The 23,634-nt window shown below is 72.6% G+C and carries 20 protein-coding genes and 1 pseudogene; 10 read left to right on the plus strand and 11 right to left on the minus strand.

The features are described 5' to 3' along the window. Positions 1 to 188 precede the first annotated feature (188 nt). The 3 genes from ACV530_RS35815 to ACV530_RS35825 form a co-directional block, all read right to left on the minus strand. Positions 189 to 1,793 carry a transporter gene (locus ACV530_RS35815; protein ID WP_494336907.1) on the minus strand — a complete coding sequence of 535 codons (1,605 nt, stop codon included), beginning with the start codon at positions 1,791 to 1,793 and terminating at the stop codon, positions 189 to 191. Continuing rightward, a complete protein-coding gene (locus ACV530_RS35820) occupies positions 1,790 to 2,596 on the minus strand; it encodes an ABC transporter ATP-binding protein (RefSeq protein ID WP_494336908.1) in 807 nt (268 codons plus the stop codon). The genes ACV530_RS35815 and ACV530_RS35820 overlap by 4 nt, the downstream gene beginning before the upstream one ends. A gap of 71 nt (positions 2,597 to 2,667) precedes the next feature. After that, the gene (locus ACV530_RS35825; protein ID WP_494336909.1) at positions 2,668 to 3,342 is read right to left on the minus strand and encodes a bifunctional DNA primase/polymerase; all 675 of its coding nucleotides are present in this window, start codon (positions 3,340 to 3,342) and stop codon (positions 2,668 to 2,670) included. A gap of 328 nt (positions 3,343 to 3,670) precedes the next feature. Between ACV530_RS35825 and ACV530_RS35830 the strand changes: the two genes are divergently transcribed. From ACV530_RS35830 to purU, 4 genes are all read left to right on the plus strand, one after another. After that, positions 3,671 to 5,059 (plus strand): NsdA family TPR-like regulatory protein, encoded by a 1,389-nt coding sequence (locus ACV530_RS35830; RefSeq protein WP_494336910.1) that lies wholly within the window; start codon positions 3,671 to 3,673, stop codon positions 5,057 to 5,059. Between the two features lie 766 nt (positions 5,060 to 5,825). After that, positions 5,826 to 6,689 (plus strand): hypothetical protein, encoded by an 864-nt coding sequence (locus ACV530_RS35835; RefSeq protein ID WP_494336911.1) that lies wholly within the window; start codon positions 5,826 to 5,828, stop codon positions 6,687 to 6,689. A 72-nt stretch (positions 6,690 to 6,761) separates the two neighbouring features. Beyond that, positions 6,762 to 7,205 carry an SCO4402 family protein gene (locus ACV530_RS35840; RefSeq protein WP_494336925.1) on the plus strand — a complete coding sequence of 148 codons (444 nt, stop codon included), beginning with the start codon at positions 6,762 to 6,764 and terminating at the stop codon, positions 7,203 to 7,205. A gap of 58 nt (positions 7,206 to 7,263) precedes the next feature. Further along, complete coding sequence (gene purU / locus ACV530_RS35845) at positions 7,264 to 8,136, plus strand: formyltetrahydrofolate deformylase (protein ID WP_494336912.1); 873 nt, start codon at positions 7,264 to 7,266, stop codon at positions 8,134 to 8,136. A 12-nt stretch (positions 8,137 to 8,148) separates the two neighbouring features. Here the strand turns inward: purU and ACV530_RS35850 are convergent, their stop codons facing one another. Together ACV530_RS35850 and ACV530_RS35855 are read right to left on the minus strand one after the other, a co-directional pair. After that, a complete protein-coding gene (locus tag ACV530_RS35850; RefSeq protein ID WP_494336913.1) occupies positions 8,149 to 9,255 on the minus strand; it encodes a zf-HC2 domain-containing protein in 1,107 nt (368 codons plus the stop codon). Next, positions 9,252 to 9,818: a sigma-70 family RNA polymerase sigma factor gene (locus tag ACV530_RS35855; protein ID WP_494336914.1), complete on the minus strand. Its 567-nt coding sequence runs from the start codon at positions 9,816 to 9,818 to the stop codon at positions 9,252 to 9,254. The genes ACV530_RS35850 and ACV530_RS35855 overlap by 4 nt, the downstream gene beginning before the upstream one ends. Positions 9,819 to 10,266: 448 nt before the next feature. On the opposite strand from ACV530_RS35855, the gene ACV530_RS35860 reads away from it, so the two are divergent. After that, positions 10,267 to 10,650: an STAS domain-containing protein gene (locus tag ACV530_RS35860; RefSeq protein WP_494336915.1), complete on the plus strand. Its 384-nt coding sequence runs from the start codon at positions 10,267 to 10,269 to the stop codon at positions 10,648 to 10,650. 211 nt (positions 10,651 to 10,861) lie between these two features. Here the strand turns inward: ACV530_RS35860 and ACV530_RS35865 are convergent, their stop codons facing one another. Then, positions 10,862 to 11,986, minus strand: a complete 1,125-nt coding sequence (locus ACV530_RS35865; protein WP_494336916.1) for a sensor histidine kinase — start codon at positions 11,984 to 11,986, stop codon at positions 10,862 to 10,864. Then, positions 11,983 to 12,651: a response regulator gene (locus ACV530_RS35870; protein ID WP_494336917.1), complete on the minus strand. Its 669-nt coding sequence runs from the start codon at positions 12,649 to 12,651 to the stop codon at positions 11,983 to 11,985. Before ACV530_RS35870 ends, ACV530_RS35865 begins: the two co-directional genes overlap by 4 nt. A gap of 138 nt (positions 12,652 to 12,789) precedes the next feature. Between ACV530_RS35870 and ACV530_RS35875 the strand changes: the two genes are divergently transcribed. Beyond that, positions 12,790 to 13,572: a DUF4344 domain-containing metallopeptidase gene (locus ACV530_RS35875; protein ID WP_494336918.1), complete on the plus strand. Its 783-nt coding sequence runs from the start codon at positions 12,790 to 12,792 to the stop codon at positions 13,570 to 13,572. A gap of 14 nt (positions 13,573 to 13,586) precedes the next feature. On the opposite strand, the gene ACV530_RS35880 is transcribed toward ACV530_RS35875, so the two are convergent. Beyond that, positions 13,587 to 14,690, minus strand: coding sequence for a tetratricopeptide repeat protein (locus ACV530_RS35880; protein WP_494336926.1), 1,104 nt, complete (start codon positions 14,688 to 14,690; stop codon positions 13,587 to 13,589). 173 nt (positions 14,691 to 14,863) lie between these two features. Further along, positions 14,864 to 16,036 (minus strand): winged helix DNA-binding domain-containing protein, encoded by a 1,173-nt coding sequence (locus tag ACV530_RS35885; protein WP_494336919.1) that lies wholly within the window; start codon positions 16,034 to 16,036, stop codon positions 14,864 to 14,866. Between the two features lie 86 nt (positions 16,037 to 16,122). Here ACV530_RS35885 and ACV530_RS35890 point away from each other — a divergent pair, with 86 nt between their 5' ends. The 3 genes from ACV530_RS35890 to ACV530_RS35900 are packed head-to-tail and all read left to right on the plus strand — an operon-like array spanning position 16,123 to position 21,135. Continuing rightward, positions 16,123 to 17,646: a serine/threonine-protein kinase gene (locus ACV530_RS35890; protein WP_494336920.1), complete on the plus strand. Its 1,524-nt coding sequence runs from the start codon at positions 16,123 to 16,125 to the stop codon at positions 17,644 to 17,646. Positions 17,647 to 17,701: 55 nt separating this feature from the next. Further along, on the plus strand, positions 17,702 to 19,306 hold the full coding sequence (locus tag ACV530_RS35895; protein ID WP_494336921.1) for a succinic semialdehyde dehydrogenase: 1,605 nt from the start codon (positions 17,702 to 17,704) through the stop codon (positions 19,304 to 19,306). A gap of 26 nt (positions 19,307 to 19,332) precedes the next feature. Continuing rightward, positions 19,333 to 21,135, plus strand: coding sequence for a GMC oxidoreductase (locus ACV530_RS35900; protein ID WP_494336922.1), 1,803 nt, complete (start codon positions 19,333 to 19,335; stop codon positions 21,133 to 21,135). Here the strand turns inward: ACV530_RS35900 and ACV530_RS35905 are convergent. Continuing rightward, complete coding sequence (locus ACV530_RS35905) at positions 21,121 to 22,122, minus strand: LAETG motif-containing sortase-dependent surface protein (protein ID WP_494336923.1); 1,002 nt, start codon at positions 22,120 to 22,122, stop codon at positions 21,121 to 21,123. The genes ACV530_RS35900 and ACV530_RS35905 overlap by 15 nt on opposite strands. A 686-nt stretch (positions 22,123 to 22,808) precedes the next feature. Beyond that, positions 22,809 to 23,105 (minus strand): chorismate mutase, encoded by a 297-nt coding sequence (locus tag ACV530_RS35910; protein ID WP_494336924.1) that lies wholly within the window; start codon positions 23,103 to 23,105, stop codon positions 22,809 to 22,811. A 354-nt stretch (positions 23,106 to 23,459) separates the two neighbouring features. Here ACV530_RS35910 and ACV530_RS35915 point away from each other — a divergent pair. Then, positions 23,460 to 23,634, plus strand: a pseudogene (locus ACV530_RS35915) (glutamine-hydrolyzing GMP synthase); the annotation flags it as partial.

Raw genomic sequence — 23,634 nt, forward strand, 5'->3', positions numbered from 1 at the left:
CGGACGGGCTGAATGGTGCCGGGCCGGGCACTATCAAGCCTGTCCGGCGATTGAGGACGAGCGGCGAAGCCGCGACAAGCGGGGTCTGGGGCGCAGCCCCAGGACCGGGGTCCGGGGGCGGAGCCCCGGGAGACGGCGAGAGGGCGGGACCGGGGTACCCCACCCCCGGGCCCGCCCGGCCGTGTCGGCTACCCCTTGCTCACCGCCGTCAGGATCTCCGGCAGCCTCCGTACCACCTGCGGCGCGGCCAGGCGCCAGCCCGCCCAGGCCGCGACGAGGCCGTAGACGGCACCCAGGGGCAGCAGCAGAGGCAACAGCGCATGCTGGTCCGCCACATGGAACCAAATGGCCAGCGCACCCAGCGGCGCGCACAGCACCGCGGCGAACACCACGCCCAGGAGGCCGAACCAGGCGATCGCGGTCTGCCCGGGGGCGACGTTCTTGAAGGCGCTGCCCTGCGGGATCGTGTAGGGGTAGCGCGCGGAGGCGATCGCCCCCATCGCGAACTGTCCGCCGAGCAGGGCCAGGGACAGGCCCAGTACCACCGGGAACTCCTGCCACTGCCCGGTGAACGCGGCCGTACCGGTCACGAGCAGCACCGTGTACGGCACGGTGATCAAGGCCAACGCCATGGAACGCGCCCGCAGTTCGAGGAAGGCGTCGCGCGGGGTGTTGACCGTCTGGAGCACCATCCAGAAGGCCGAGGAGTCCTGCCCGAACTGGTTGTACATCTGCGCGCCGAGCATGCTGGCCGCGAAGAAGCACCAGTAGATGCTGCCCCGCCCCTGCGCCGCGTTGACGAAGGGCACGACCACACCGATGGCGAGCGAGGAGGTCCAGGCCATCTTCGTCTTCGGGTCGCGCCAGATGTAGCGCAGCGTCCGCAGCATGACCGCGCCCGTACGCCCGTCCGGCAGCAGCCGGGCCAGGCCCGCACCCGCGCCCGTGCCGGAGCGCTTCCGGTCGGGGGAAGCCGCCGCGATGGTGGAGGAGTCCGGCGAGGTCATCAGCTTCGTCAGGCCGCGCTGCCACCACAGCACCAGTGCTGCCAGCACCGCGACGCTCAGGGCGAGTTGGGCCGCCGCCACGCCGTACGAGCCCTCGCTCGCGTTTTGCACCGCACCCAGGGCCGAGCCCGGCGGGACCCAGCGCAGGACGTCCGCGAGCGGCTCGAGCGTGGCCAGTCCGGACTTGTTCAGCTCGCCTATCGCGAGGTTGACGAACTGCATGCCGACGGCGACGATCAGGCCGCTCACCAGCGCCAGGTCGCGTCCCCTGCGGCTGGACAGCAGGCGGACGTTGGCCGTGGCCACCGCGCGGGCCAGGGCGACGCAGATCAGCAGGGTGAGCAGCGCGGCCGGTACGCCGACCGCAAATCCCGCCGCGCCGTGGGCCGTTCCGATCACCAGGCCGACGAGGATCAGCAGCGTGTTCGCGGGGCCCCAGCCGACCAGTGAGGTGACCAGCAGGGCCACCACCAGCGGCGTGGGCCGCAGCGGCAGCATCACGAGCCGGGTCGGGTCCAGGGTCTCGTCGCCGCTGGGGAAGAAGAGCGGCACGAACGCCCAGCCCAGCGCGAGCAGCACCGTGAGCGGCACGGTCAGCGCCCAGGCGTGCTCGTGGCCGTGCAGCACGGCCAGGCCCAGCAGTTGGAGCGCGGCGAGGAGGACGGTGACGACGATGGAGATGATGTAGACGGTCTTGCGCTTGACCGACCGGCGCATCCCGTTGCGCAGGATCGACAGCTTCAGCCGGACGAAGACCGGGGTCAGCGAGGCGGCGGTGGTGCTCATCGGGCGCCGCCGAGCCACTCGAGGCGCTCGCCGTCCGTCCGCTCCCGGGCGCCGACCAGATCGAGGAAGGCGGCCTGGAGGCTGGGGGCGTCGCCGCGGACCTCGTCCAGCGGGCCCTGGGCGCGAATGCGTCCCTTGGCCATCACGGCGACCCAGGAGCACAGGGACTCCACCAGTTCCATGACATGGCTGGAGAAGACGACCGTCGCACCGGAGGCGGTGTAGCGCTCCAGCACCGTACGGATCGACTGGGCCGACACCGGGTCCACGCCCTCGAACGGCTCGTCGAGGAACAGGACTTCGGGGTTGTGGAGCAGCGCGGCGGCCAGTCCGATCTTCTTGCGCATACCGGTCGAGTAGTCGACGACCAGCTTGTGCTGCGCGCCCGCGAGGTCGAGGACGTCCAGCAGCTGGGTGGCCCGCTGGTCGGTCTCGTCACCGCCCAGCCCCCGCAGCCGCCCGGTGTACGCGAGGAGTTCGCGCCCCGAGAGGCGCTCGAACATCCGCAGTCCTTCGGGCAGTACGCCGATCCGGGACTTCGCCGCGGCCGGGTCCTGCCACACGTCGTGGCCGGCGATCTCGACCCGGCCGGAGTCGGGGCGCAGCAGTCCGGTGACCATGGACAGGGTCGTGGTCTTGCCCGCACCGTTGGGGCCGACGAGGCCGATGAACCGGCCCGCCGGTATCTCCAGGTCGATTCCGGCGACTGCCACCTGCTCGCCGAACCGCTTCCACAGTCCTTCGATCCGCACCGCGGCGGATATGCCGTCCCGTTCCACTGCTGCCATCCCTCGTTCGGTCATGCCCGGGACGGCTGCGCCCGCCCCCGTACACCAGGCTAGGTGCGGCGAAGGGCGGGCACATGTGACAAACGTCAGCGACTTCGGAGATCCGCCTTGACGCCGCCGCAGGCGTACGCGAGGGCGCTGATCAGCCCCTCCGCGTCGGGGAGCCAGCGGTTGGCGGCGGTGGGCTGGCGGGCCCACTGGACCGCGCCGCGGTTGCCCACCCGGCTCGGCGGGGCGACCACATAGTCGCCCTCGCCACGGGCGACGAGGTCGAGGGACGACGGGCGCCAGCCGAGCTTGCGGGCGGTGTCCGCCACCTTCAGCGCCCCGCCCGGGAGCACGAGGAACTGCATCCTGCGGAACGGCGTGCATGTGATCGGTCCGAGCTCGATGCCCATCCGTTCCATGCGGGCCAGCGCCAGGCAGCCGGCGGACTCGGAGACGTCCAGTGCGTCGAAGGTGCGCCCGGTGGGCAGCAGCACCGAGGCGTTGGGGTGCTTCGCCCACATGCGGCGGGCGCCGACCGCGCTGCCCGAGGCCTGCGTGGCCCAGTCCGGCCGGGCCGGGTGGACGCCGGGGGCGGGACAGTCGCGCTCGCCGCACGAGCAGCGCTCCCGGCCGTCCTCGGCCTCCAGCCATGTGCCGGCGAAAACATCCCAGTGCCGCTCATCCGCATACCGGACCGCGGCGTCGAGCGCGCGCTCGCCGCGTTGTTGGGGAATGCGTGGGGCTCCAACTCCGATGGTCTCTTCCACGTTCATCACAACTCCCCTTGTCACCAGGGGTTACGGCTCAGGCTCGGGCTCGTGGCGGCCCGTACGGAACAGCACATGGGGCGCACGGATGCATGTACGGGGGCGCAGAGGCGGCTTCGCCTCCGCGAAGGGGTAGCCACCTGCGGGGCGGAAGCCGAGACAGTCATGGCATCAACGACGATCTGCCAGCAATGCGGGAAAGTCCCGCATTCTCCGGACAACCAGGGGGAAAACGTTCAGAGAAGGCGGTGTACCCAGCCGACTCAGCTTCTTCGCCCTTCGCGGCGTACATCGCTGTTCGCCGCGAACGCATAGCAGTCTCAGGGGGTTACAGATGGCCGCACGGCCACTCGTTGCGCGGCAGCCGAACGAACGGCTGCAGGCGCTCATCCAGGAAGCCGGCTGCTCCAACGCCGGGTTGGCACGCCGGGTCAACATGTGCGGCGCCGAGCACGGCCTCGATCTGCGCTACGACAAGACGTCCGTCGCCCGCTGGCTGCGCGGCCAGCAGCCGCGCGGCCGGGCGCCGGCCGTCATCGCCGAGGCGCTGGGCCGCAAGCTGGGCCGTACCGTCACGATCGACGAGATCGGCATGGCCAACGGCAAGAACCTCGCCTCCGGCGTGGGTCTGCAGTTCTCCCCGACCGTCATGGGGGCCATCGAGCAGGTCTGCGAGCTGTGGCGCAGCGACGTCGGGCGCCGGGACTTCCTCAGCGGCACCTCCGTCGCGGCCTCGGCACTCGTCGAGCCGAGCCGCGACTGGCTGATCACCGGGGCGGATCCGCAGGTCGCACGGAGCGCGGGAGCCAGGGTCGGGCTGTCCGACGTGGAGGCCGTCCGCTCGACCACGGACGCGCTCGTCGAACTCGACCACCGCTACGGCAGCGGCCACGTCCGTCCCGTCGTCGTCCACTACCTCAACAGCGTCGTCTCCGGGCTGCTCGCCGGCTCCTACCGGGAGGCGGTCGGCCGCGAACTGTTCGCCTCCGTGGCCCGGTTGACGGAGCTGGCCGGGTACATGGCCGTCGACACCGGCCAGCCGGGGCTCGCCCAGCGCTACTACATCCAGGCCCTGCGGCTGGCCCAGGCCGCGGGCGACCGCGGTTACGGCGGCTACGTCCTGGCCGCGAGCATGAGCCACCTCGCCGCCTCGCTCGGCAATCCGCGGGAGATCGCCCAGCTCGCGAAGGCCGCGCAGGAGGGGGCCCGGGGCCAGGTCACCCCCCGGGTCGAGTCGATGTTCTACGCCGCCGAGGCGCGCGGGCACGCGCTGCTCGGTGACGCGCGCTCCTGCCAGACCGTCGCCGCCAAGGCCGTCACCAAGCTCGAACAGGCCGACAACGGGCCGGAGTCCGGGGACGATCCATCATGGATCCGGCATTTCGACCGTGGTTATCTGTCCGACGAGCTGGCGCACTGCCACCGCGACCTCGGACAGGCGGAGCCCGCCCGCCGGCACGCGGAGGAAGCGCTGGCGGGGCACCCGGAGGGCAGGGCCCGCCGTCGTGCGATCGGCATGCTGTTGCTGGCCTCGGCCCAGGTGCAGCAGCGAGAAGTGGAGGAGGCCTGTGCCACGGGCGCACGTGCCATGGATCTGCTGGGCACGCTGCGGACGAACCGGGGGGCGGAGTATCTGGATGAGTTCCGGCAGCGGCTGGAACCCTTCCGGGACGAGCCGGCGGTGAGGGAGTTCGGGGCGCGGATGGAGCTGCAGGCCGCGTAAGCGCTCCGCTGGATGTGCGGTCAGCCGGCTGCGGGCCGTCCGTGGCCGGTCGCGCCCGCGCGGCGGAGCCGCATGATGCAGCCGTCCCGTGCCCCTCACGGGCGCGGTACCGCACCGGACTTCCACGAGCCCGCTCAGGGGCCTCCGGGGGCGGGGCCCCGGACTGTCGGGACCAGCGGGTAGCGTGAGCCGCCGGTCGTAGTCCCGTACAGCCCAAGGAGTCCCGGTGACGCAGAGCGGACACGGAAACGAGCCGCATCCCCCTGCGGCCCCGCCACCCGGCGAACCCTGGGGGCAGGGTGCGCACCGCTCGCCCCTGCCCCCGGAGGTACGGGCCGACTCCGCCGGTTCGGGTGGCTCCGCCGGTGTGGGAGGTGTGCCTCCGATGCCGGGGATGTCTCCTGCGGTGGTGCCGGGCGGCTTCGCCGGTTCGGGGGGTGCGCCACCGGTGCCGGGGATGCCTCCTGCCGCGATGCCGGGCGATGGTGCTGCGACGCAATACTTGCCGCCCGTGCCGGGTGGTTCTGCCGGGGCGTCGGATGACGCGGCGGCTACGCAGTATCTGCCGCCCGTACCGTCTGCCGGGATGCCGTCCGCCGGGATGCCGGGCGACGGTGCGGCGGCCACGCAGTACTTGCCGCCCGTGCCCCACGCCTCCCCGGCGGGTGATGGCGCGGCCACGCAATACCTGCCGCCCGTGCCGTCCGCCGGGATGCCGAGCGATGGGGCAGCGACCCAGTACCTTCCGCCCGTTGGCGGTGGCGGTATGCCGCACATACCCGGGACGGCCGGCCCGGCCGCCGAGGCCGCCACGCAGTACATCCCGTCCGTCTCGGGGGACCGGCCGTCGCCTCTCGAGGAGTTCGACGGACTGTTCCGGTCGTCGGAACCCACCCAGCGGTTCGCACCCGTTCCGGCCGGGCCGTCGGCCCCGGCCGCCATGTCCGCGCCCCCGCCCCCGCCCCCTCCCGGGCCCGGCCCGAAGTCGCGGAACCGGACCAAGGTGCTGATCGGTGCCGGTGTGGCCGGTTGTGCCGTCGCCGGGCTCGCCGTGGGCGCCCTGCTCAGCGGCGGCGACGACAAGAGCGACGGCACCGGCACCCAGCAGGCGGCCGTGGCGAGCGACGCGCCCAGCGGTACGCCCTCCGCCCCGGCCGCGAAGCCCGCCGACCCTGCCCTGGCCCAGGCCAAGGCGCTGGACTCGCTGCTGAAGGACAGCGGCAACAGCCGCGACTCCGTCATCAGCGCCGTGGACTCCACCCGCAGTTGCAAGGACCTCGGCAAGGCCGCGGGCGACCTTCGCACCGCCGCGGGCCAGCGCAACGGCCTGGTGACCCAGTTGCAGAAGACGTCCGTGGACAAACTGCCCGGCCACGACGAGTTGTCGGCGCAGCTGACCAAGGCGTGGCAGTCCTCCGCCTCCGCGGACAGCCACTACGCCGCGTGGGCCGACCACGCGGGCGGCGGCAAGCACGGCTGCCACAAGGGCCACGCCCGCCCCACGAAGGACGCCGCCGCGGGTGACCTTGCCAGCGGTGACGCGACGGTCGCGAAGAAGAAGGCCGCCGACCTGTGGAACCCGATCGCCCGGAAGTACGGGCTGCCGCAGCGCCAGTGGACACAGCTCTGACACAAGAACGTACGATCGATTCCTGTGCATAGTTCGGAGAAGTCTTCCCGTCGCGGCCGCCGCTCGACCACCATGGACGGCATGCCGCTCAATGACATGCCGTGGTGGCGCTGGCGTGCGAATGTGCGCTCCGCGCTGCACATGCTCTCGGATCCGGAGTTCCAGCGGGACTGCTGGCTCACCGGGCACGAGGGGTACGGAGATGTGACCGACGCCGTCTACCGCCTCGTCGAGGACACCTGGCTCGACAACTGGTCGGCCGAGAAGTACGTCGGCACGGTCTTCCGGGACTCGGGCGAGGCCGCGCTCGTGGACGTCGCGGTGCTGCGGGTGCTGCGGATAATGCACCAGGTCGGCGCCGACGCCCCGGTCTCGGCGTACCTGGAGCACCACGGCTGGCCCGAGGCCGTCCGGGCCGCCCGCGAGGCGCACGTACGGCTCGCGGCCGGTGACGGGGACGACCCGGACGTACCGCCGCGCTCGCTGCCCGTGCTCGCCATGCTCACGCAGGTCTGACCCCGGCCTGACCTCGGGGTTCGGGGAGGGGGTCGCGGGTGTGCGACGCTATTGGGCTATGAACGCCTCGCACCCGGTCCCCTCCGACCAGTACGTCCTCACCCTCTCCTGCCCGGACAAGCAGGGCATCGTGCACGCGGTGTCCAGCTATCTCTTCATGACCGGCTGCAACATCGAGGACAGCCGGCAGTTCGGTGACCACGACACCGGCCTGTTCTTCATGCGGGTGCACTTCGGTGCCGAGGCTCCGGTGACCCTGGAGAAGCTGCGGGCCAGCTTCGCTGCGGTCGGCGACTCCTTCCAGATGGACTGGGAGATCCACCGGGCCGACGAGAAGATGCGCATCGTGCTGATGGTGTCCAAGTTCGGGCACTGCCTCAACGACCTGCTCTTCCGCTCCCGCATCGGCGCGCTGCCGGTCGAGATCGCGGCCGTGGTCTCCAACCACACCGACTTCGCCGAGCTGGTGGGCTCGTACGGCGTTCCCTTCCACCACATCCCGGTGACGAAGGAGAACAAGGCGGAGGCCGAGGCGCGGCTGCTGGGGATCGTGCGCGACGAGAACGTCGAACTGGTCGTCCTGGCCCGCTATATGCAGGTGCTCTCCGACAACCTCTGCAAGGAGCTGTCGGGCCGGATCATCAACATCCACCACTCCTTCCTGCCGAGCTTCAAGGGCGCGAAGCCCTACCACCAGGCGCACGCGCGCGGGGTGAAGCTGATCGGTGCCACCGCGCACTATGTGACGGCCGACCTGGACGAGGGGCCGATCATCGAGCAGGAAGTCGAGCGCGTGGGGCACGAGGTGACCCCCGAGCAGCTGGTCGCGGTGGGGCGCGACGTGGAGTGCCAGGCGCTCGCCCGTGCCGTGAAGTGGCACAGCGAGCACCGGGTGCTCCTCAACGGCCGCCGCACGGTCGTCTTCGCGTAGCGGCGGCGGCCGTCACAGCCTCGACAGCGACGCCGCCGCGAAGAGGACGTCGCGGATCGCCTCGGGGTCGCCGTCCTGCCCGGCGGCCGCTTCCTGAGGCGGTATGTGGCCCGCCGCCAGCCGGCAGAACTCGACGCCCTCGAGCGCCACATGGGCCACCTCCGACTCCCGGGCGGGCGTGACCGTCGGGGAGTCGAGCGCGATGTACCAGTGGCCGCCGCCGCGGCCCTCGATCTCCAGGTGCAGGGTGCGCCCCGGGGCACCGGTCGAGCGCAGGACGTGCGGCGGCGGGGCGAGCCCGGCCCGGCGGCGCCGGTCGATCGCGCCGGGCAGCAGCCGGGCCGTGAGGTCGATCATGTGGTTGAGGTGCGACGGCGCCGGGGGCGCGTACGGATAGGCGACGGCGTGCGCGATGTCCTCGGCGTGCACCCAGCACTCGAAGGCACGGTCGAGGAAGGCGTCGCGCAGCGGCAGCGTGAACGGGCCGTACTCCACGGGCCGTTCGGCGACCGTGCCGCCCTCGGGCCCGGTAACCGCCGCGTGTTCGGCGAACGAGACGGCCCGCAGCACCGAGCGCCCCTGGTCGCGCCATCTCCCGCGCACGACCGCGGGCGGCTGGCCGGTGGCCCAGACGGCCTCGGCGTACGAGTCCGTCTCCGGTGGGGGTGCGACGCCGAGTACCTCGGCGACGACCGCGTCCACCGCCGTGAGGTGGGCGATCACCGTGGCCACGGTGGCGTCGCGCACGGCGTGCGCCCGGCCGTCGAACCAGGTGAGCCGCACCGGCACCTGCCAGTCCGCCTCGTCGATGTCGCGGAGCAGGGCGTCGAGACGGGCGGTCTCCGCCGCGTACGGCGCGGCCCAGCCGGGCACGGGGATCCGCGCCGGGCGGCGGCCCAGGCAGTGGGAGAGCACCCGGGAGCGCAGGGAGGGATCGAGGTCGAGGCTGTCCTCGGAGTGCAGCAGCGCCACCGCGTCCCGCAGCCGGACGGCCTCGTCCGCACAGCCCGCGCAGTCGGTCAGGTGGGCCTCGACGGCTGCGGTCTCCTCGCCGGAGCAGGCCGCCAGCGCCCAGGCGCCCAGCAGCGACTTGAGCACCTTGTGCTGTGTGGCGGTCATCGCCGGCTCCCCGCGACCGGTGCCACCTGGTGGGCCCGCGGGCTCTCGTGTGCGGTGGAGAGCAGCTGCAGCCCGAGGCGGAGCCTGCGACGGGCCTCGTCCTCGGTGACCCCGAGGCTGGCCGCCGCCCGGCAGTAGTCGAGGCGGCGGAAGTACGCGAGATCCAGCGCGGCGCGCAGCGGCGCGGGCATCGAGGTGACGATGTAGTCGGCGCGGGCGGCGGCCGATGCCGCGCGGACCTTCTCGTCGACCTCCTGCGGGGTGGACTCGCCGTCGCTCTCGGAGCGCCGCAGCATGCCGACGGCCTCCCGGTGTGTCAGCGAGGCGATCCAGGAGCGCAGCGGGCCGTCCTTGGGGTCGTACGCCTCGGGGTGCTCCCAGACGTAGCCGAAGACGTCGCGCGTGATGCGGTCCGCGGCGCGCTCGTCGCCGAGCACCCGGTGGGCGAGGCTGTGCACCAGCGAGGAGAAACGGTCGTAGAGCTCGCCGAGCGCCGCTTCCTCACCGTGCGCGAGCCGCTGCTGCATCCTGCGGTCCCATCGCGGCGGTGCGTCGTTCACCATGCCGCCCCCTCCGTCTCTGCCGCCTCATGCGGGTGAGTCGCATGGATGTACGTCGTACAGATGCCCAGAAGTGCTTGTGCTCACTGTCACATGCTCGCCGAATGTAGCGGGCGGCGCCGACAGAGATCGCTCCTTCGGGTCCAATACCCGGAAGGCCGGTCCGCGGGGCGTCTCCGGATGGTATGGCTATGGTCGCTTTGTGATGATGTGCTCGATCGGTGGGGATCGGACCTGGTCGAATGTGCCGATGTGTTATGCGGGTGTGACCGCATCTCGGGGGAGGACGGCCCGGGGCCGGGCATAGGCTCAACGGCGGCCGGTTTATGCCAGGCGGCAGATTCACCGTGGGTGAAGGTGCGTTCACGCCCCTGACAACGGGGGTGTGCGCCGGGCGGCCAAGCCGCGGAAGGGCTCATTCCGGGAACGACGAGTGAAAGGGCTCGAGCGCGTGACGTTGAAGGTGTCGGAGCACGAGCAGGGGAACTGGGCCGTGCTCCAGGTCAGCGGCGAGATGGACATGGTGACCGCGCCCGCGGTCCGGCAGCGCGTGCACGAAGCGGTCGCCGAGGGGCGGCGGAGCCTGGTGCTGGACCTCGAGGGGGTCCGCTTCTGCGACTCCAGCGGCGTGGGCGTGCTGATCGCCGCCCGCCGGCTGATGCGCTCCTGTCAGGGCCGCCTGCGGCTGATACTGCCCGCGCAGGGTGCGGTCGAAGGGTCGCACGTGAACCGGGTGCTGGCCGCACTGGGCGTGCGGCGGCTCTTCGAGGTCTACCCGGACCTGGCCAGTGCGACTGCCTCCGGCACGGACGAGGCGGGACCGCTCTCGGCGTAGCGCGGGGCTGCGCCCCGGATCCCGCTTGTCGCGGCTTCGCCGCTCGTCCTCAATCGCCGGACGGGCTACAAGTCAGCCCGTCCGGCGTTTGAGGACAACCGCGCGGAGCGCGGTTTCAGGGGCCCGGGGGCTTGCCCCCAGAGGAAACAGTGAAAGGGCGGGGCAGGGGCAACATCCTCCGACCCCGCGTCCCGCCGCCCCGCGCGCAGCGCTAGCGCGCTTCGCGCGGGAAGCCCGCGCGGACGATGAAGCCGCCGTCGTCCGTCGGGTGGGCCTCGAGCGTGCCGCCGAGGCTCTGGGCCCGCTCGCGCAGGCCCACCAGGCCGTGCCCCCCGCCCGGCAGCTCCGGCGCCGGGGCGGCGGCGTCCGCGGGGCCGTTGCGGATCTCGACCCGCAGCGTGCCCTCGTGCTCGCTCACCCTCACCCGCACCTGTGAACCCGGCGCGTGCTTGCGCACGTTGGTCAGCGCCTCCTGCACCGTGCGGAAGGCCGCACGCTCGGCGGCCTCGGAACGCGCCGCCTCCGGATCGGACTCGTTCCTGTACGTCACGTCGAGCGCGCTCAGCTCGATCAGCCGGGGCAGGTCGGCGAGCTTCGGCTGCGGGGTGAGCTCCTCGGTGTCGGCGCCCGCGGCGCGCAGGATGCCGACCATGTGGCGCAGCTCGTCCAGGGTCCGCACGGACAGGTCGCGGATCGTCTGCGTCCCCGCCTGCACCATCGGGTCCTCGGTGCTGACCTGGACGGCTCCGGCCTGCAGGCTGATCAGGCTGACCTGGTGGGCCACCACGTCGTGCATCTCCCGGGCGAGACGCGCCCGTTCCGTGGCGAGGACCTGGTCGGCGAGCAGCCTGTGCTCGCGCTCCCGGCTGCGGATCAGGTCGTCCAGCCGGTCCGCCAGTTCGCGCCGGGTACGGACGAGCAGCCCGCCCGCGAGCGGGGCGGCGCCGATGACGAGCGCGTTGAGCAGGTCCAGGGCCAGCGCCCGGGGGCCGGACCGGTCGAGGTCCGAGACGGGGTACGGCAGGAAGTGGGCGACCGCGAACACCAGCCAGGCGGCGACGAGCAGGCGCCGGTCCGGCCTGCGCACGGCGGCGACGGTGTAGAGCGCGATCAGGGGCGCGAACCAGACGTAGCCGACGTAGAGGCCGGGCAGCGTGGCGAGGAAGACGGTGACGGGCAAGCGCCGCCGCCACAGCAGTACGAACGCGGCGAGCAGCGACAGCGCCATCGCGAACCCGAAGTCGGTCCCGTGGACGAGGAACGCGTCGGCGGTGGCCAGCGCCACGGGGGCCGCGACGAGGAGCCACGTCGGCACGCGGCGGGCCGCCTCGCTCACCGGGCGTTCTCCCGGCGCGGCCCGGCGCCGACGAGCCCGGCCCGGTCGGCGAGGACCGCGGCCTGGACCCGGTTGAGCCCGCCGAGCTTGCCGAGGATCGCGCGCACGTGGTCCTTGACCGTGCTGGGCGCCAGCCCCATGCGCTCCGCGATCCCGGGGTTGGCCAGGCCCGCGCCGAGGTGGGCCAGGACCTCGCGCTCGCGCGGGGTCAGCGTGCCGACCGCCCGGGCGGCCGAGGTCTCGGCCGTCGTGGCCAGATAGCCGCCGATCACCCGGCACGTCACGCCCGGGTCCAGGACGCTGCCGCCCTCCGCGAGCGTCCGCACGGCCCGGATGAGCTGCTCCGGGTCGGTGTCCTTGAGCAGGAAGCCCGAGGCCCCGCTGCTCAGCGCGGCGGTCAGGTACTCGTCGGCGTCGAACGTGGTCAGCATGGCGACGGCCGGCGGGTTCGGGGCGGCCCGCAGCGCGCGCAGCACCGTCAGGCCGGAGACGTCCGGCATCCGGACGTCGAGCAGCACCACGTCGGGCGCGCAGCCGAGCACCGTGCCGACGGCCTCGCCGCCTCCGCAGTCCGCGACGACCTCGATGTCCGGGGCCGAGCCCAGGATCATCCGCAGGCCGGACCGGACGAGCTGCTCGTCGTCCACCACCGCAACACGGATCACCTGCGGCTCCCTCTTTCCGTTGTCGTGCACCTCCAGCCTGCCGTACTCGCGGCGGAAAGGCCGAGCCTGGTACTCCGGGCCCGGTACTCCGGATCCCCGGATTGCCCTCCTGGCCTGCCGTCAGGCAAAGTTTTGGTCATGTCACGCCGCGCCCGCTTCCTCGTCGTCACCGCAGCCTGCTCACTCCTGGCCACGGCCTGCGGGAGCGGGAGCGACACACCGAAGAAGAACGGCGGCCTGGCCGTGTCGTACGAGACGCCCAAGAAGGGCCGCGCCGACGAGCGGGCCTTCCTGCGCGACCGCAAGCTGCCCGAGAAGGTGGCCGACGACCTCAACGGCGCGCTGCGCCTGCCGAAGCGGATCGAGCTGACGGCCCGTACGTGCGAGGGGGACAACTACCCCGAGTACGACCCGGAGACCGGGCGGATCTCCCTCTGCTACGACTACATATCCGAGGTCCGCTCCTCCTTCGAAGACGCCCGCGCGTCCGACCGGGACGAGCGGACCGCCGGTGTCGTCACCGAGACGCTCTACCACGAGGCCGCCCACGCGCTCGTCCACACGCTGGACCTGGCGTTCACCGGGCGCGAGGAAGACGTCGCCGACCAGTTCGCGGCGTACAGGATGGTCCGTCAAGGCGCCGACGGCCGGGCCGGGCTGCTGGCCGCCGCCGAGAACTACGCGCAGGACGCCGAGGACAGCGACCCCGAGGACTTCGACCCCTCCGACGAGCACGCGCCGGACGCCGTCCGCTCCGCCAACTACCGCTGCTGGCTCTACGGTTCCGCGCCCAAGGCGAAGGGCAGCGGCAAGCTCGTCGACGGCACGCTGCTGAGCGACGAGCGGGCCGAGCAGTGCCGCGACGAGTACCGCGCCCTCGAACGCGGCTGGGACCGCCTCCTGGCCCCGCACACCGCCTGACCGCCACGTACGCGTCAGGTACGCGTCGGCGACGGGGGCGACGCCGGGGCCGGGCCCAGCGTCGTCGTGCCGGGCGCGGCCCGGTGGCCCAGCCCCGTGCGGTAGGCGTCCAGGGCCGCGTCCGTACGGCCGCTGCGCCGCAGCAGGTCGCCGAGCAGTCGGCACAGGTCGGTGAGGTCGCCCGCGGCGCCCGTCCGCTCCAGCAGCGAGAGAGCGGCGCAGTAGTGCTCCTCCGCCGCCTCGGTGTCGCCGCGCTCCTCCGCGATGAGCCCCAGCAGCCGGTGCGCGCCGCCCGCGTGCACCGCGCCCCGCTCGGCACCGAGGGCCGACCGCTCCAGCGGCGGGCGCAGCAGCCCGACCGCCTCGGCGACCTTGCCGCGCCGCCGCAGGACGTCCGCCAGTTCCACCTCGACCTGCACGGTGAACAGCGCGGCGCGCTTGGCGGCCAGCATGTCGCGGGCGGTGCGCAGTTCGTGCTCGGCGGTGCGCAGGCTGCCGTCCTGTGCGTGCACATAGCCGCGCATCCAGTGGCAGTGCGCCAGTTCGGTACGGATGTGCAGCCGTTCGCAGAGCTTCTGCGCCGTGGTGAGCGAGATGTCGGCGTCCGCGGTCCGCCCTTCGGCGATGAACGTACGGGCCGCTCCCCGGTGTGCGCTCGCGACGAGCGCCGGATCGTCCACCTGGTGCGCGAGCGCGAGCGCCAGCTCCGCGGCGTGCGCGGCACGGGCATGCGCCCCCAGGTCCATGTACGGGGCGATGGCCGCCGTGTGGAGCACGAGCAGCGTGCCCGGGTCGCGCGTCCCGGAGGCGGCCAGTTCGGCCATGGCCGTCTCCAGAAGATGGCAGGCGTAACGCAGTTCGCCCGCGAGCAGATGCGCGGTGGCCCGGCCGCGCAAGGCCGGGACGCGGAGCGGCAACGGCTCGTCGGCGAGCATCAGTTCGGCCTCCGCGAAGTGGTCGCGGGCGGTGGTCAGTTCGCCGGTCTCCAGGGCGCATTCCCCCAGCCCCACCAGCGCGGAAGCCTGATCGCACGCCGTCGCGCCGTCCCGCACGGCGCGGAACAGCGCGGCGGCGTCCTCCGCGGCGCCGGTGGCCAGTGCGCGCCGTGCCTCGGCCAGCCGAGGCCCGAAGCCTTCCGGCCCGGCTGCCGCTACGTCGTGGCTGTGATTCTCAAGGCTGCGGTTCTCGGCCACGTCCACCCCCCGGTACAGGACGCCGTCCACCCCCGGAACAGGACGCCGTGGGCACGTGGTGGGTTGCACTCCCTCGTGTCATCTATGCCCAGAAACGCTCACCGCGCCAACTCCCGCTCCAGCGGCGTGCGGAACCGTGGTGTGACCCGTACGTCCCCGAGCCATGACGACAGCCGGCCGGCCTCCGCCCCGATCGCCGTGACCGCCTCCCGCCCCACGTCGGAGAGGGCCCGCCACACCACCTCGCCGTCGGCGCGCTGTGCCCAGCCGCCCACGACGCGGCCGTTCCACCACACCGTGGGGCCGACGTTGCCCGCGCGGTCGAACAGCGCCGGGACGTCGTCCGGCGACAGGTACCAGTCGCGCCCGCGCCATCCCATGGCGGTCGGGTCGAGCCCGGGCAGCAGGGCCGCCCAGGGTGCGCCGGGATCTTCGTCCTCGAGGTCGTCCGGCAGCGCGTACCCGGCACCGGCCGTCAACTCCACGTGGACCGCGCCGACATCGGCGAGCGCCTTGCGCGTGTCGCCCAGCGTCCAGCCGGTCCACCACTTCAGGTCCGCCTCCGTTGCCGGGCCGTACGCGGCGAGCCAGCGCCGGGCCAGCTCCGCCTTCGCCTCCCGCACCGGCAGTTCGGGCAGCCGGGGCGCGGGCGCCCAGGGGTACAGGCTGCTGGTCCACGATCCGCGCGGACGGGCGCGCCGCAGGTGGCCGTCGGAGGCCAGCAGCCGCAGGACGCGGCTGCCGATGCTCTGCCGGCCCTCGTACGGCTTGCCCCGCGCCACGACGATCGACTCCCGCAGCGCCGGAACGTCCTTGCCCAGCTCGGCCGTCGTGGCCTCGCCGCGTGCCGCGACCGCGGCGAGGACCTCGCGCTCGGTCCGGGCGAGCCCGGCCTCGTCCCAGTGCTCCGGGGTCTCGGCGTGCATACCGAGGAACTTCAGCAGGTCCCTGCGCTCCCGGGCGGCGATCGCCCGCGCCGTCGACGCGTCGACGTACGGGGCGAGCCCGGTCGTGGTCACGGCGAAGAGGGTGCGCCGCATGGACAGGAGCTTGACGAGCGTCACGTCCTCGTACAGCGCCCGTTCCACCTCCGCCGCCGAGGGCTCGGCGAGCCGGGCGCAGGCGGAGAGGAAGACGGTCGCCGGGTCGGTGGCGTGCAGCCCCACCAGGGCGTCGGCCACCTCCTCGACGGAGGCGGCACGGTGCGCGGGCGCGAGGAGGTGCCGCCGCGCGAGGCGGGCACGGCGCTGGTCGTCGGTGATGCGGTGCATAGGAGGAACGGTAGGTCCGATGTAGGACACGGACCGGCCTCGTTGGGACCGGCCTCGCCGCCGGGCAAGTCGGGCAAGATGTGCGCATGGGGAGCTACGCCGCGCAGGGCGGCGCACAGGGCGGTGTGATCGCGGGCCGTTACCGGCTCGGGCAGCGGCTGGGACGCGGGGGCATGGGCACCGTCTGGCGGGCCACCGACGAACTGCTCGGCCGCGACGTGGCGGTCAAGGAGCTGCACCTCGACGACAGCGCCCCGGACAACCAGCGCGACCTCACCCTGCGCGAAGCCCGCACGGTGGCACTGGTCAAGCACCCGAACGTGATGGTCCTGCACGACATCGTCGAGCAGGACGGGCGGCCCTGGATCGTCATGGAGCTCGTCGACGGCCGTTCGCTGTCGGACCTGCTGGCCGCCGACGGCCCCCTCGGCCCCCGTGAGACGGCCCGCATCGGCGCGGCGCTGCTGGGCGCGCTCCGTGCGGCCCACGAGCGCGGGGTGCTGCACCGGGACATCAAGCCGCCCAACGTCCTGATCGAGTCCGGCACCGGCCGGGTGGTGCTCACGGACTTCGGCATCGCCCAGCTCCCGGGCGCCACCACGATCACGGAGACCGGCGCGTTCGTCGGCTCGCCCGAGTACACGGCGCCCGAGCGGATGGCGGGCGGCCAGGCGGGGCCGGAGTCCGACCTGTGGTCGCTGGGGGTGCTGCTGTGCGCGGCGCTCAGCGGGGCGTCGCCCTTCCACCGCGACTCCCTGGGCGGCATCCTGCACGCGGTCGTCTACGACGAGATCCGCCCGCCGGAGTGCGCGGGCCCGCTGCTGCCCGTCGTACGGGGCCTGCTGGAGCGCGACCCGGCCCGGCGGATGAGCGCGGACGAGGCGGAACGGTTGCTGCGCGCCTACCTGGAGACGGGCCGTACGCCCGCCCCCTCCGTCCACTACACCCCCACGCAGCGCAGCGTCCCCACCCCGGTGCCGGCCCGGCCCGGGCGCGTCCGCAGGGCGCTCCTGGCGGGCGCGGCCCTGGCGGTGCTCGCCGGGCTGGGCGCGGGGGCCGCGGCACTGCTGGTGACGCGCGGCGACGGCGGCAGTGGCGGTACGGCACGGCGGGACGACAAGCCGCCGCAGTCGGCGAGCCGTACTCCCGCGCCCGCCGCCCCGGAGGGCTATCACCGCGTCCAGGACCCGGCGGGCTTCTCCTTCGCCGTCCCCGACGGGTACGTCCGCTCGCTCGAACCGCCGCGCGTCTTCTACAAGTCGCCCGACGGCGAGTTCCGCATCGGCGTGCTCATCCAGGACCCCAGAGAGGGCGGCCCGGCCGCCGCGATGCGCGCCTCCGCCGCCACGGCCCCCGACGACTACCCGGGCTACCGCGACGGCCGCGTCGAGGAGACCACGCACAACGGAAACCCCGCGGGATCCTGGGAGTTCACCTGGAACGGCAACGAGGAGATGCCCGGCCCGCGCCACACCTACGACCTCAACTGGAACGAGGCGGACAAGATGTACGACGTGTGGGTCTCCTCGCGGCTGAGCAAGTCGGCGGAAGGACACCGGGAGTTCGAGACGGCCCTGTCGACCTTCACCCGCACCAAGCCGATCTCGTGAAACTCTCATTACCGGCGGGTACCCAAAGCGGAACGGCGCCCTTACGCTCGCCCTCATGACGGACACGCGACTTACGACAGCCGGTGGCAATCCGGTCGCCCCGACCGGCGGCCGGACCGCCGCCGATGTGGTCACCCCCGCGCTCGTCGCCCGCCTCACCCGCGGTGTCGTCGGTTCCGGCACCACGGTGAACCACACGCCGTTCACCGGCAAGGTCCTCGCGGAGCTGCCCGAGGCCGCTGCCGTGGACGTCGCCGAGGCGTACGCGCGGGCACGCGAGGCCCAGCGCGCATGGGCCGCCGTGCCCGTACGGCAGCGCGCCGCCGTCCTGTTGCGCTTCCACGACCTGCTGCTGAGCCGGCAGTCGGAGGTCCTCGACCTGATCCAGCTCGAGACGGGCAAGACGCGCCTGCACGCGCACGAGGAGGTGCAGGCGGTCGCGGTGGCCGCCCGCCACTACGGCCGCCAGGGCCCCGCCTACGTACGCCCGAAGCGGCACACGGGCGTCCTCCCGCTCCTCACCGGCGTCACCGAACTGCACAGGCCGCGCGGTGTGGTGGGCCACATCGCGCCGTGGAACTACCCGCTGGAGCTGTCGGTCGGCGACGCCCTCCCGGCCTTCGTCACGGGCAACTCCGTGGTGATGAAGCCCGACACCGAGACCGCGCTCAGCGCGTTGTGGGCACGCGACCTGCTGATCGAGGCGGGCCTGCCCGAGGCCGTCTGGCAGGTCGTGCTGGGGGAGGGCGCGGTCGTCGGCCCCGCGGTCGTCGCCCACGCCGACTACGTCACCTTCACCGGCTCCACCCGCGTGGGCCGCGAGGTCGCCCTCGGCGCCGCCGTCCGCCTGGTGGGCTGCTCGCTCGAACTGGGCGGCAAGAACGCCATGCTGGTCCTCCACGACGCCGATGTGGACAAGGCCGCGGCGGGCGCGGTGCGCGGCTGCTTCTCGTCCGCAGGCCAGCTGTGCGTCTCCATCGAGCGGCTGTACGTGCACAGTTCGATCGCGGACGCCTTCCTCGAGCGGTTCGCCGCCCGCACCCGGGCCCTGCGGCTCGGCACGTCCCTCGCGTACGGCGCCGACATGGGATCGCTCGCCTCCGAACGGCAGCTGGCGGCCGTCGTACGGCACGTCGACGACGCCGTCGGCAAGGGCGCCACCGCCGTGACCGGCGGCCGTCACCGCCCGGACGTCGGGCCGCTGTTCTACGAGCCGACGATCCTCGACGGCGTCGGGCCGGACATGGCCGTGTACGCGGAGGAGACCTTCGGCCCGGTCGTCTCCGTCCACCGCTTCGACGACGAGCGCGAAGCGGTCGAGCGGGCCAACTCCACGCCGTACGGCCTCAACTCGAGCGTGTGGACCAGGGACGCGCGGCGCGGACGCGCCGTCGCGGCCCGGATGCGCACCGGCACGGTCAACGTCAACGAGGCCTACGCCGCCGCGTACGGCAGCGCCCAGGCGCCGATGGGCGGCATGGGCGAGTCGGGCCTGGGCCGCCGGCACGGCGCCGAGGGCATCCTCAAGTACACCGAGGCCCAGACCATCGCCCACCAGCGCCTGATGCCGCTGGGCCCGGCCTTCGGCCTGGACGACGCGGCGTACGCACGGCTGATGACGGGCGGGCTGCGGGCCCTGAAGGCACTCCGCCTGCGCTGACCGATGGACGGACCAGGAGGCGTTTGATGGCAGAGGTGCGGCGGGAGTTCGACTATGACGTCATCGTCGTCGGATCGGGGTTCGGCGGGGCGGTGTCGGCTCTCCGGCTGACCGAAAAGGGCTACCGCGTCGGCGTGCTGGAGGCCGGCCGCCGCTTCACCCGCGACACCCTGCCCAGGAACTCCTGGGACCTGCGCAACTACCTGTGGGCGCCCGCCCTCGGCTGCTACGGCATCCAGCGCATCCACCTGCTGGGCAACGTGATGGTCCTGGCGGGCGCCGGCGTCGGCGGGGGCTCGCTCAACTACGCCAACACTCTGTACGTACCGCCCAAGGCGTTCTTCGACGATCCGCAGTGGGCGGACATCACCGACTGGCAGCGGGAACTGGAGCCGTACTACGCGCAGGCCCAGCGGATGCTGGGCGTACGGCTCAACCCCACGATGACCCCCTCGGACGTCCATCTGAAGGCGGCTGCCGAGCGGATGGGCATCGGGCACACCTTCCACATGGCGCCCGTGGGGGTGTTCTTCGGCGACGGCCTGGACGCCGACGGCACCGTACGGGCGCTGCCGGGGGAGGAGGTGGCCGACCCCTACTTCGGCGGCGCGGGCCCCGCGCGCACGGCGTGCACCGAGTGCGGCGAGTGCATGACCGGCTGCCGGCACGGGGCGAAGAACACCCTCAACGAGAACTACCTCCACCTCGCCGAGCGCGCCGGTGCCGTCATCCACCCGCTCACCACGGTCGTCGCGGTCGCCGAGGACCCGCGCGGCGGCCACCGCGTGGTGACCGTCCCCACCGACCGGCGCCGGGCGCGGCCGAAGGTGCTGCGCGCGGAGCGGGTCGTGATCGCCGCCGGTACGTACGGCACGCAGACGCTGCTGCACGCCATGAAGGACAAGGGACTGCTGCCGCGACTGTCCGGCAGACTGGGGCACTTGACCCGGACGAACTCCGAGGCGCTCGTGGGCGCCCAGACCGACGAGCGCCGCTACCGCCGGGCGCACGGGGCGCGGTCCGTCGACTTCACCCGGGGCGTGGCGATCACCTCGTCGGTGCACCCCGACGCCGACACCCATATCGAGCCGGTGCGTTACGGCAAGGGCTCCAACGCCATGGGCGCCCTGTCCATCCTCCAGGTCCCGGTGGGCGGCCGGGCGCCCCGGGCGGTGGCCTTCGCGGGCCAGTGCCTGCGGCATCCCCTCCTGCTGCTGCGGTCGCTGTCCAACCACCGTTGGTCCGAGCGCACCATCATCGGGCTGGTCATGCAGTCGCTCGACAACTCCCTGACCACGTACCGCAGGAAGCGGGCTCCGGGGAAGGGGCTGCTCACCGCCCGGCAGGGCCACGGCGCACCCAACCCGAAGCAGATCCCCGAGGCGGTGGAGGCGGCGTCCCAACTCGCGCGGGAGATCAACGGCTTCGCGGGCAGCAACGTCGGCGAACTGATCGGCACCCCGCTCACCGCCCACTTCCTCGGCGGTTGCCCTATCGGCTCCGACAGCTCGCGCGGGGTCGTCGACCCGTACCACCGGCTCTACGGACACCCGGGCATCTCGGTCGTCGACGGCGCCGCCGTCTCCGCGAACCTCGGCGTCAACCCGTCCCTGACCATCACGGCCCAGGCGGAACGCGCCATGGCGTTCTGGCCCAACAAGGGCGAGCCGGACCCGCGCCCCGAACAGGGTGCCGCGTATGTGCGCGTGACACCGGTCGGGCCCCGGCACCCGGCGGTACCCGAGGAGGCCTTCGCCGCACTGCGGCTGCCGTTCCTGGGGGTACCGCCGGTGCCGAAGCGGAAGTCCGGCCCGTCAGCGGGTCGTTGACCTGCGGCGTGCGACGACGATCGCCCCCGCACCGGCCAGCACCGCCGCGCCGCTGACCGCGGCGATCACCGGCATGTCCGACGACGATCCCGTCTTCGCCAGCTGACCGCTCACCGGCAGCTTGGACAGATCGCCCTGGGGGGTGGGGTCGTTGCTGGGGGCGGGGGTGGTGGTGGGAGCGGTGGTGCTGTCGTCCGGCTTGCCCGGGCGCTGCTTGGTGGGCTTGGCGTTGTCGTCCTTCCCCGGCTTGCTGCCCTTGGCCAGCACCTCGAAGAGGTAGTAGTCGTGCCTGGAATGATCGCAGGCCTTGTCGTCCTTGTAGTAGCCGTACTGGGACGCGTACCCCCATCCGGCCGGTGCCTTGTCGTCGATCCTCAACCGGAGCCCGACATCGGCGTATTGACGGGGATTGAGGTCCACCTTGGCGAAGTAGCCGGTGCCCTTGGGGATTGTCTGCCACTGGCGTGCCGCGACGTTGTACCACTGCAGCGTGAGGTACTGGCCCGCCTCGTGGTTCGAGGCGCCCTTGTAGGACATGGCGTCCACGTGGGTGAATACGGAGTTCAGTTCCTGATCGGAGGTGTTGGCCACCCGGTAGGTGAACTCGTGCCAGCCGGAACCGGCGGCTATCTCGCCCGGCAGCTCGCGCAGTTCGGTCCTCAGCAGCTTCGAGTCAGCCTCGCAGGGGTCCGGGGACTTGGTCGGCGTGGCCGGCGCGGTGGTGGACGGGCTCTCCGCGGTTTTCGTCGGCGCAGGGTCCGTGGTCTTCGTCTCGGTGGGAGCGGGCTTGGTAGCCGGTTGTGTCGTTGACGGGCTCGTCTCGGTGGGCGTCGGGCTCGCGGTCGTCGCCGTGGCCGTCGGCGCGGCGGTCGTCGGGGTCGCACCCGGCGACTCCGTTTCCGCGAAGGCGGACGGAGCGGTGAACAGCACGGCGGGACCGAGGGCAGCCGTGGCGGCCACGGTCACCAGAGCGCGGCGAAGCTTCATGAATACCTCTCCGGAGTCCGGATGTTTGCACGTACATGACCAACTGGTGATCGTAAGGGTTGTGCCGCGCCGCGCTGTGATTGATCTCACGTGCCGCGTACGGGACTTGGCGCCGGACATGGCGAAGGGCCCCGGGCCGTCTACGCGGGGGCGTGCGGGCGGCCTCGGGGCCCTTGACTGCCGGCACCGAGGTCAGGGCGATATCGGTGCCGCGTAGCAGCGCCGGGGGGAGCGCTGCTGGCCATGAGTGGTCCGACCAATGGCGGTGCGGACCAAGGGATTTGGTGTTCCCTTTGCATCGTGGGGTATGAGCCCGGACTTACGCAACCACTTGGGCGGATACGGTCGGTTCCAGGCGTCCCCGGAACCGACCGCTCCATTGGATGGCGACCGGGCTGCTGTCCCCTGCCGACCGGCCACCGGGCCACCGGAATGCGGTCCCACGACGCGTGTCTCCGCGTCTCGCACTCCGGTGGATCCGCCCTGTCGTTGCCGGGCGCCCAGATGAACAGGGGCGGAAGCCACGCGTGGATTTCTGGGTGTCCCCTGCCCGGACGGAGCCGGGCTCGGGGGAGGGCCGCTCCTGGCTGGTGCGGACAACGACTCCAACGAAGCCCGTCCCGACGCGGTCACGCGCCGTACGGGTGACGGTCGGGGCGTCCGGTTTCCGGCCCGGCGTACGGGGGTCAGACCCGGCCGCGGCACAGCTCCAGCAGCGTCATCGCCAGGGTCGTGCCGCTCTTGCCGAGGGAGCGGTGGTAGCGCTCGATGATCTCCATCTCACGGGAGAGGTGGACGCGCCGCCCCCCGGAGGCGATGCGCTCGCGCTGGATCTCCTCCGAGACGGCCACCCGTTCCCGGACGAGCTCGATGATCCGGCCATCGAGATCGTCGATCCGCTCCCGGGCTCCGGTGATCAGCTGCGCGGCCGTGTCGGTGCGGGCGCCGGTCTCGCCGGCGGGGGTCTGCGTGGTGGTGCTCATGTGTGTTTCTCCAAAGAGGGTCGGACGGCCCTCCGGAGCGACGAGACCCGGGACCAAACGACAGGCGCCCCGGGCCTTGTCGGCCCGGGGCGCCTGTGGAAGTCGCTTGTCAGTTGCTCAAGCAGCACGACCATGGCAGCCGGACGGGCCGGTTGCCATAGGTAAAGACGAAGGTCAGCTGCTTGCGCATGCCGCCCAGTATGGCCCGGACACGGCCCTGCGGCCAAGCGGGCCCGGACCGGGGACGGGGCGGGGAAGGGTCGGATTCGGATGGTGAGACAAAAGCAGACCCCCGCGCACCGGTAGAATCGACAAATAGCATCCCCTTTGTTCACTCGCCGGAAGGCAGCTCCCGTGCCAGCAGCACCCCCCGCCGCCCACGACGGGCACACGCCGGACCCCGTCCTCGTTGTCGATTTCGGTGCGCAGTATGCGCAGCTCATTGCTCGTCGGGTCCGTGAGGCCCGGGTGTACAGCGAGATTGTGCCGAGCACGATGCCTGTGGCGGAGATGCTCGCGAAGAATCCGA

Source organism: Streptomyces sp. SX-6 (genome assembly GCF_059089585.1).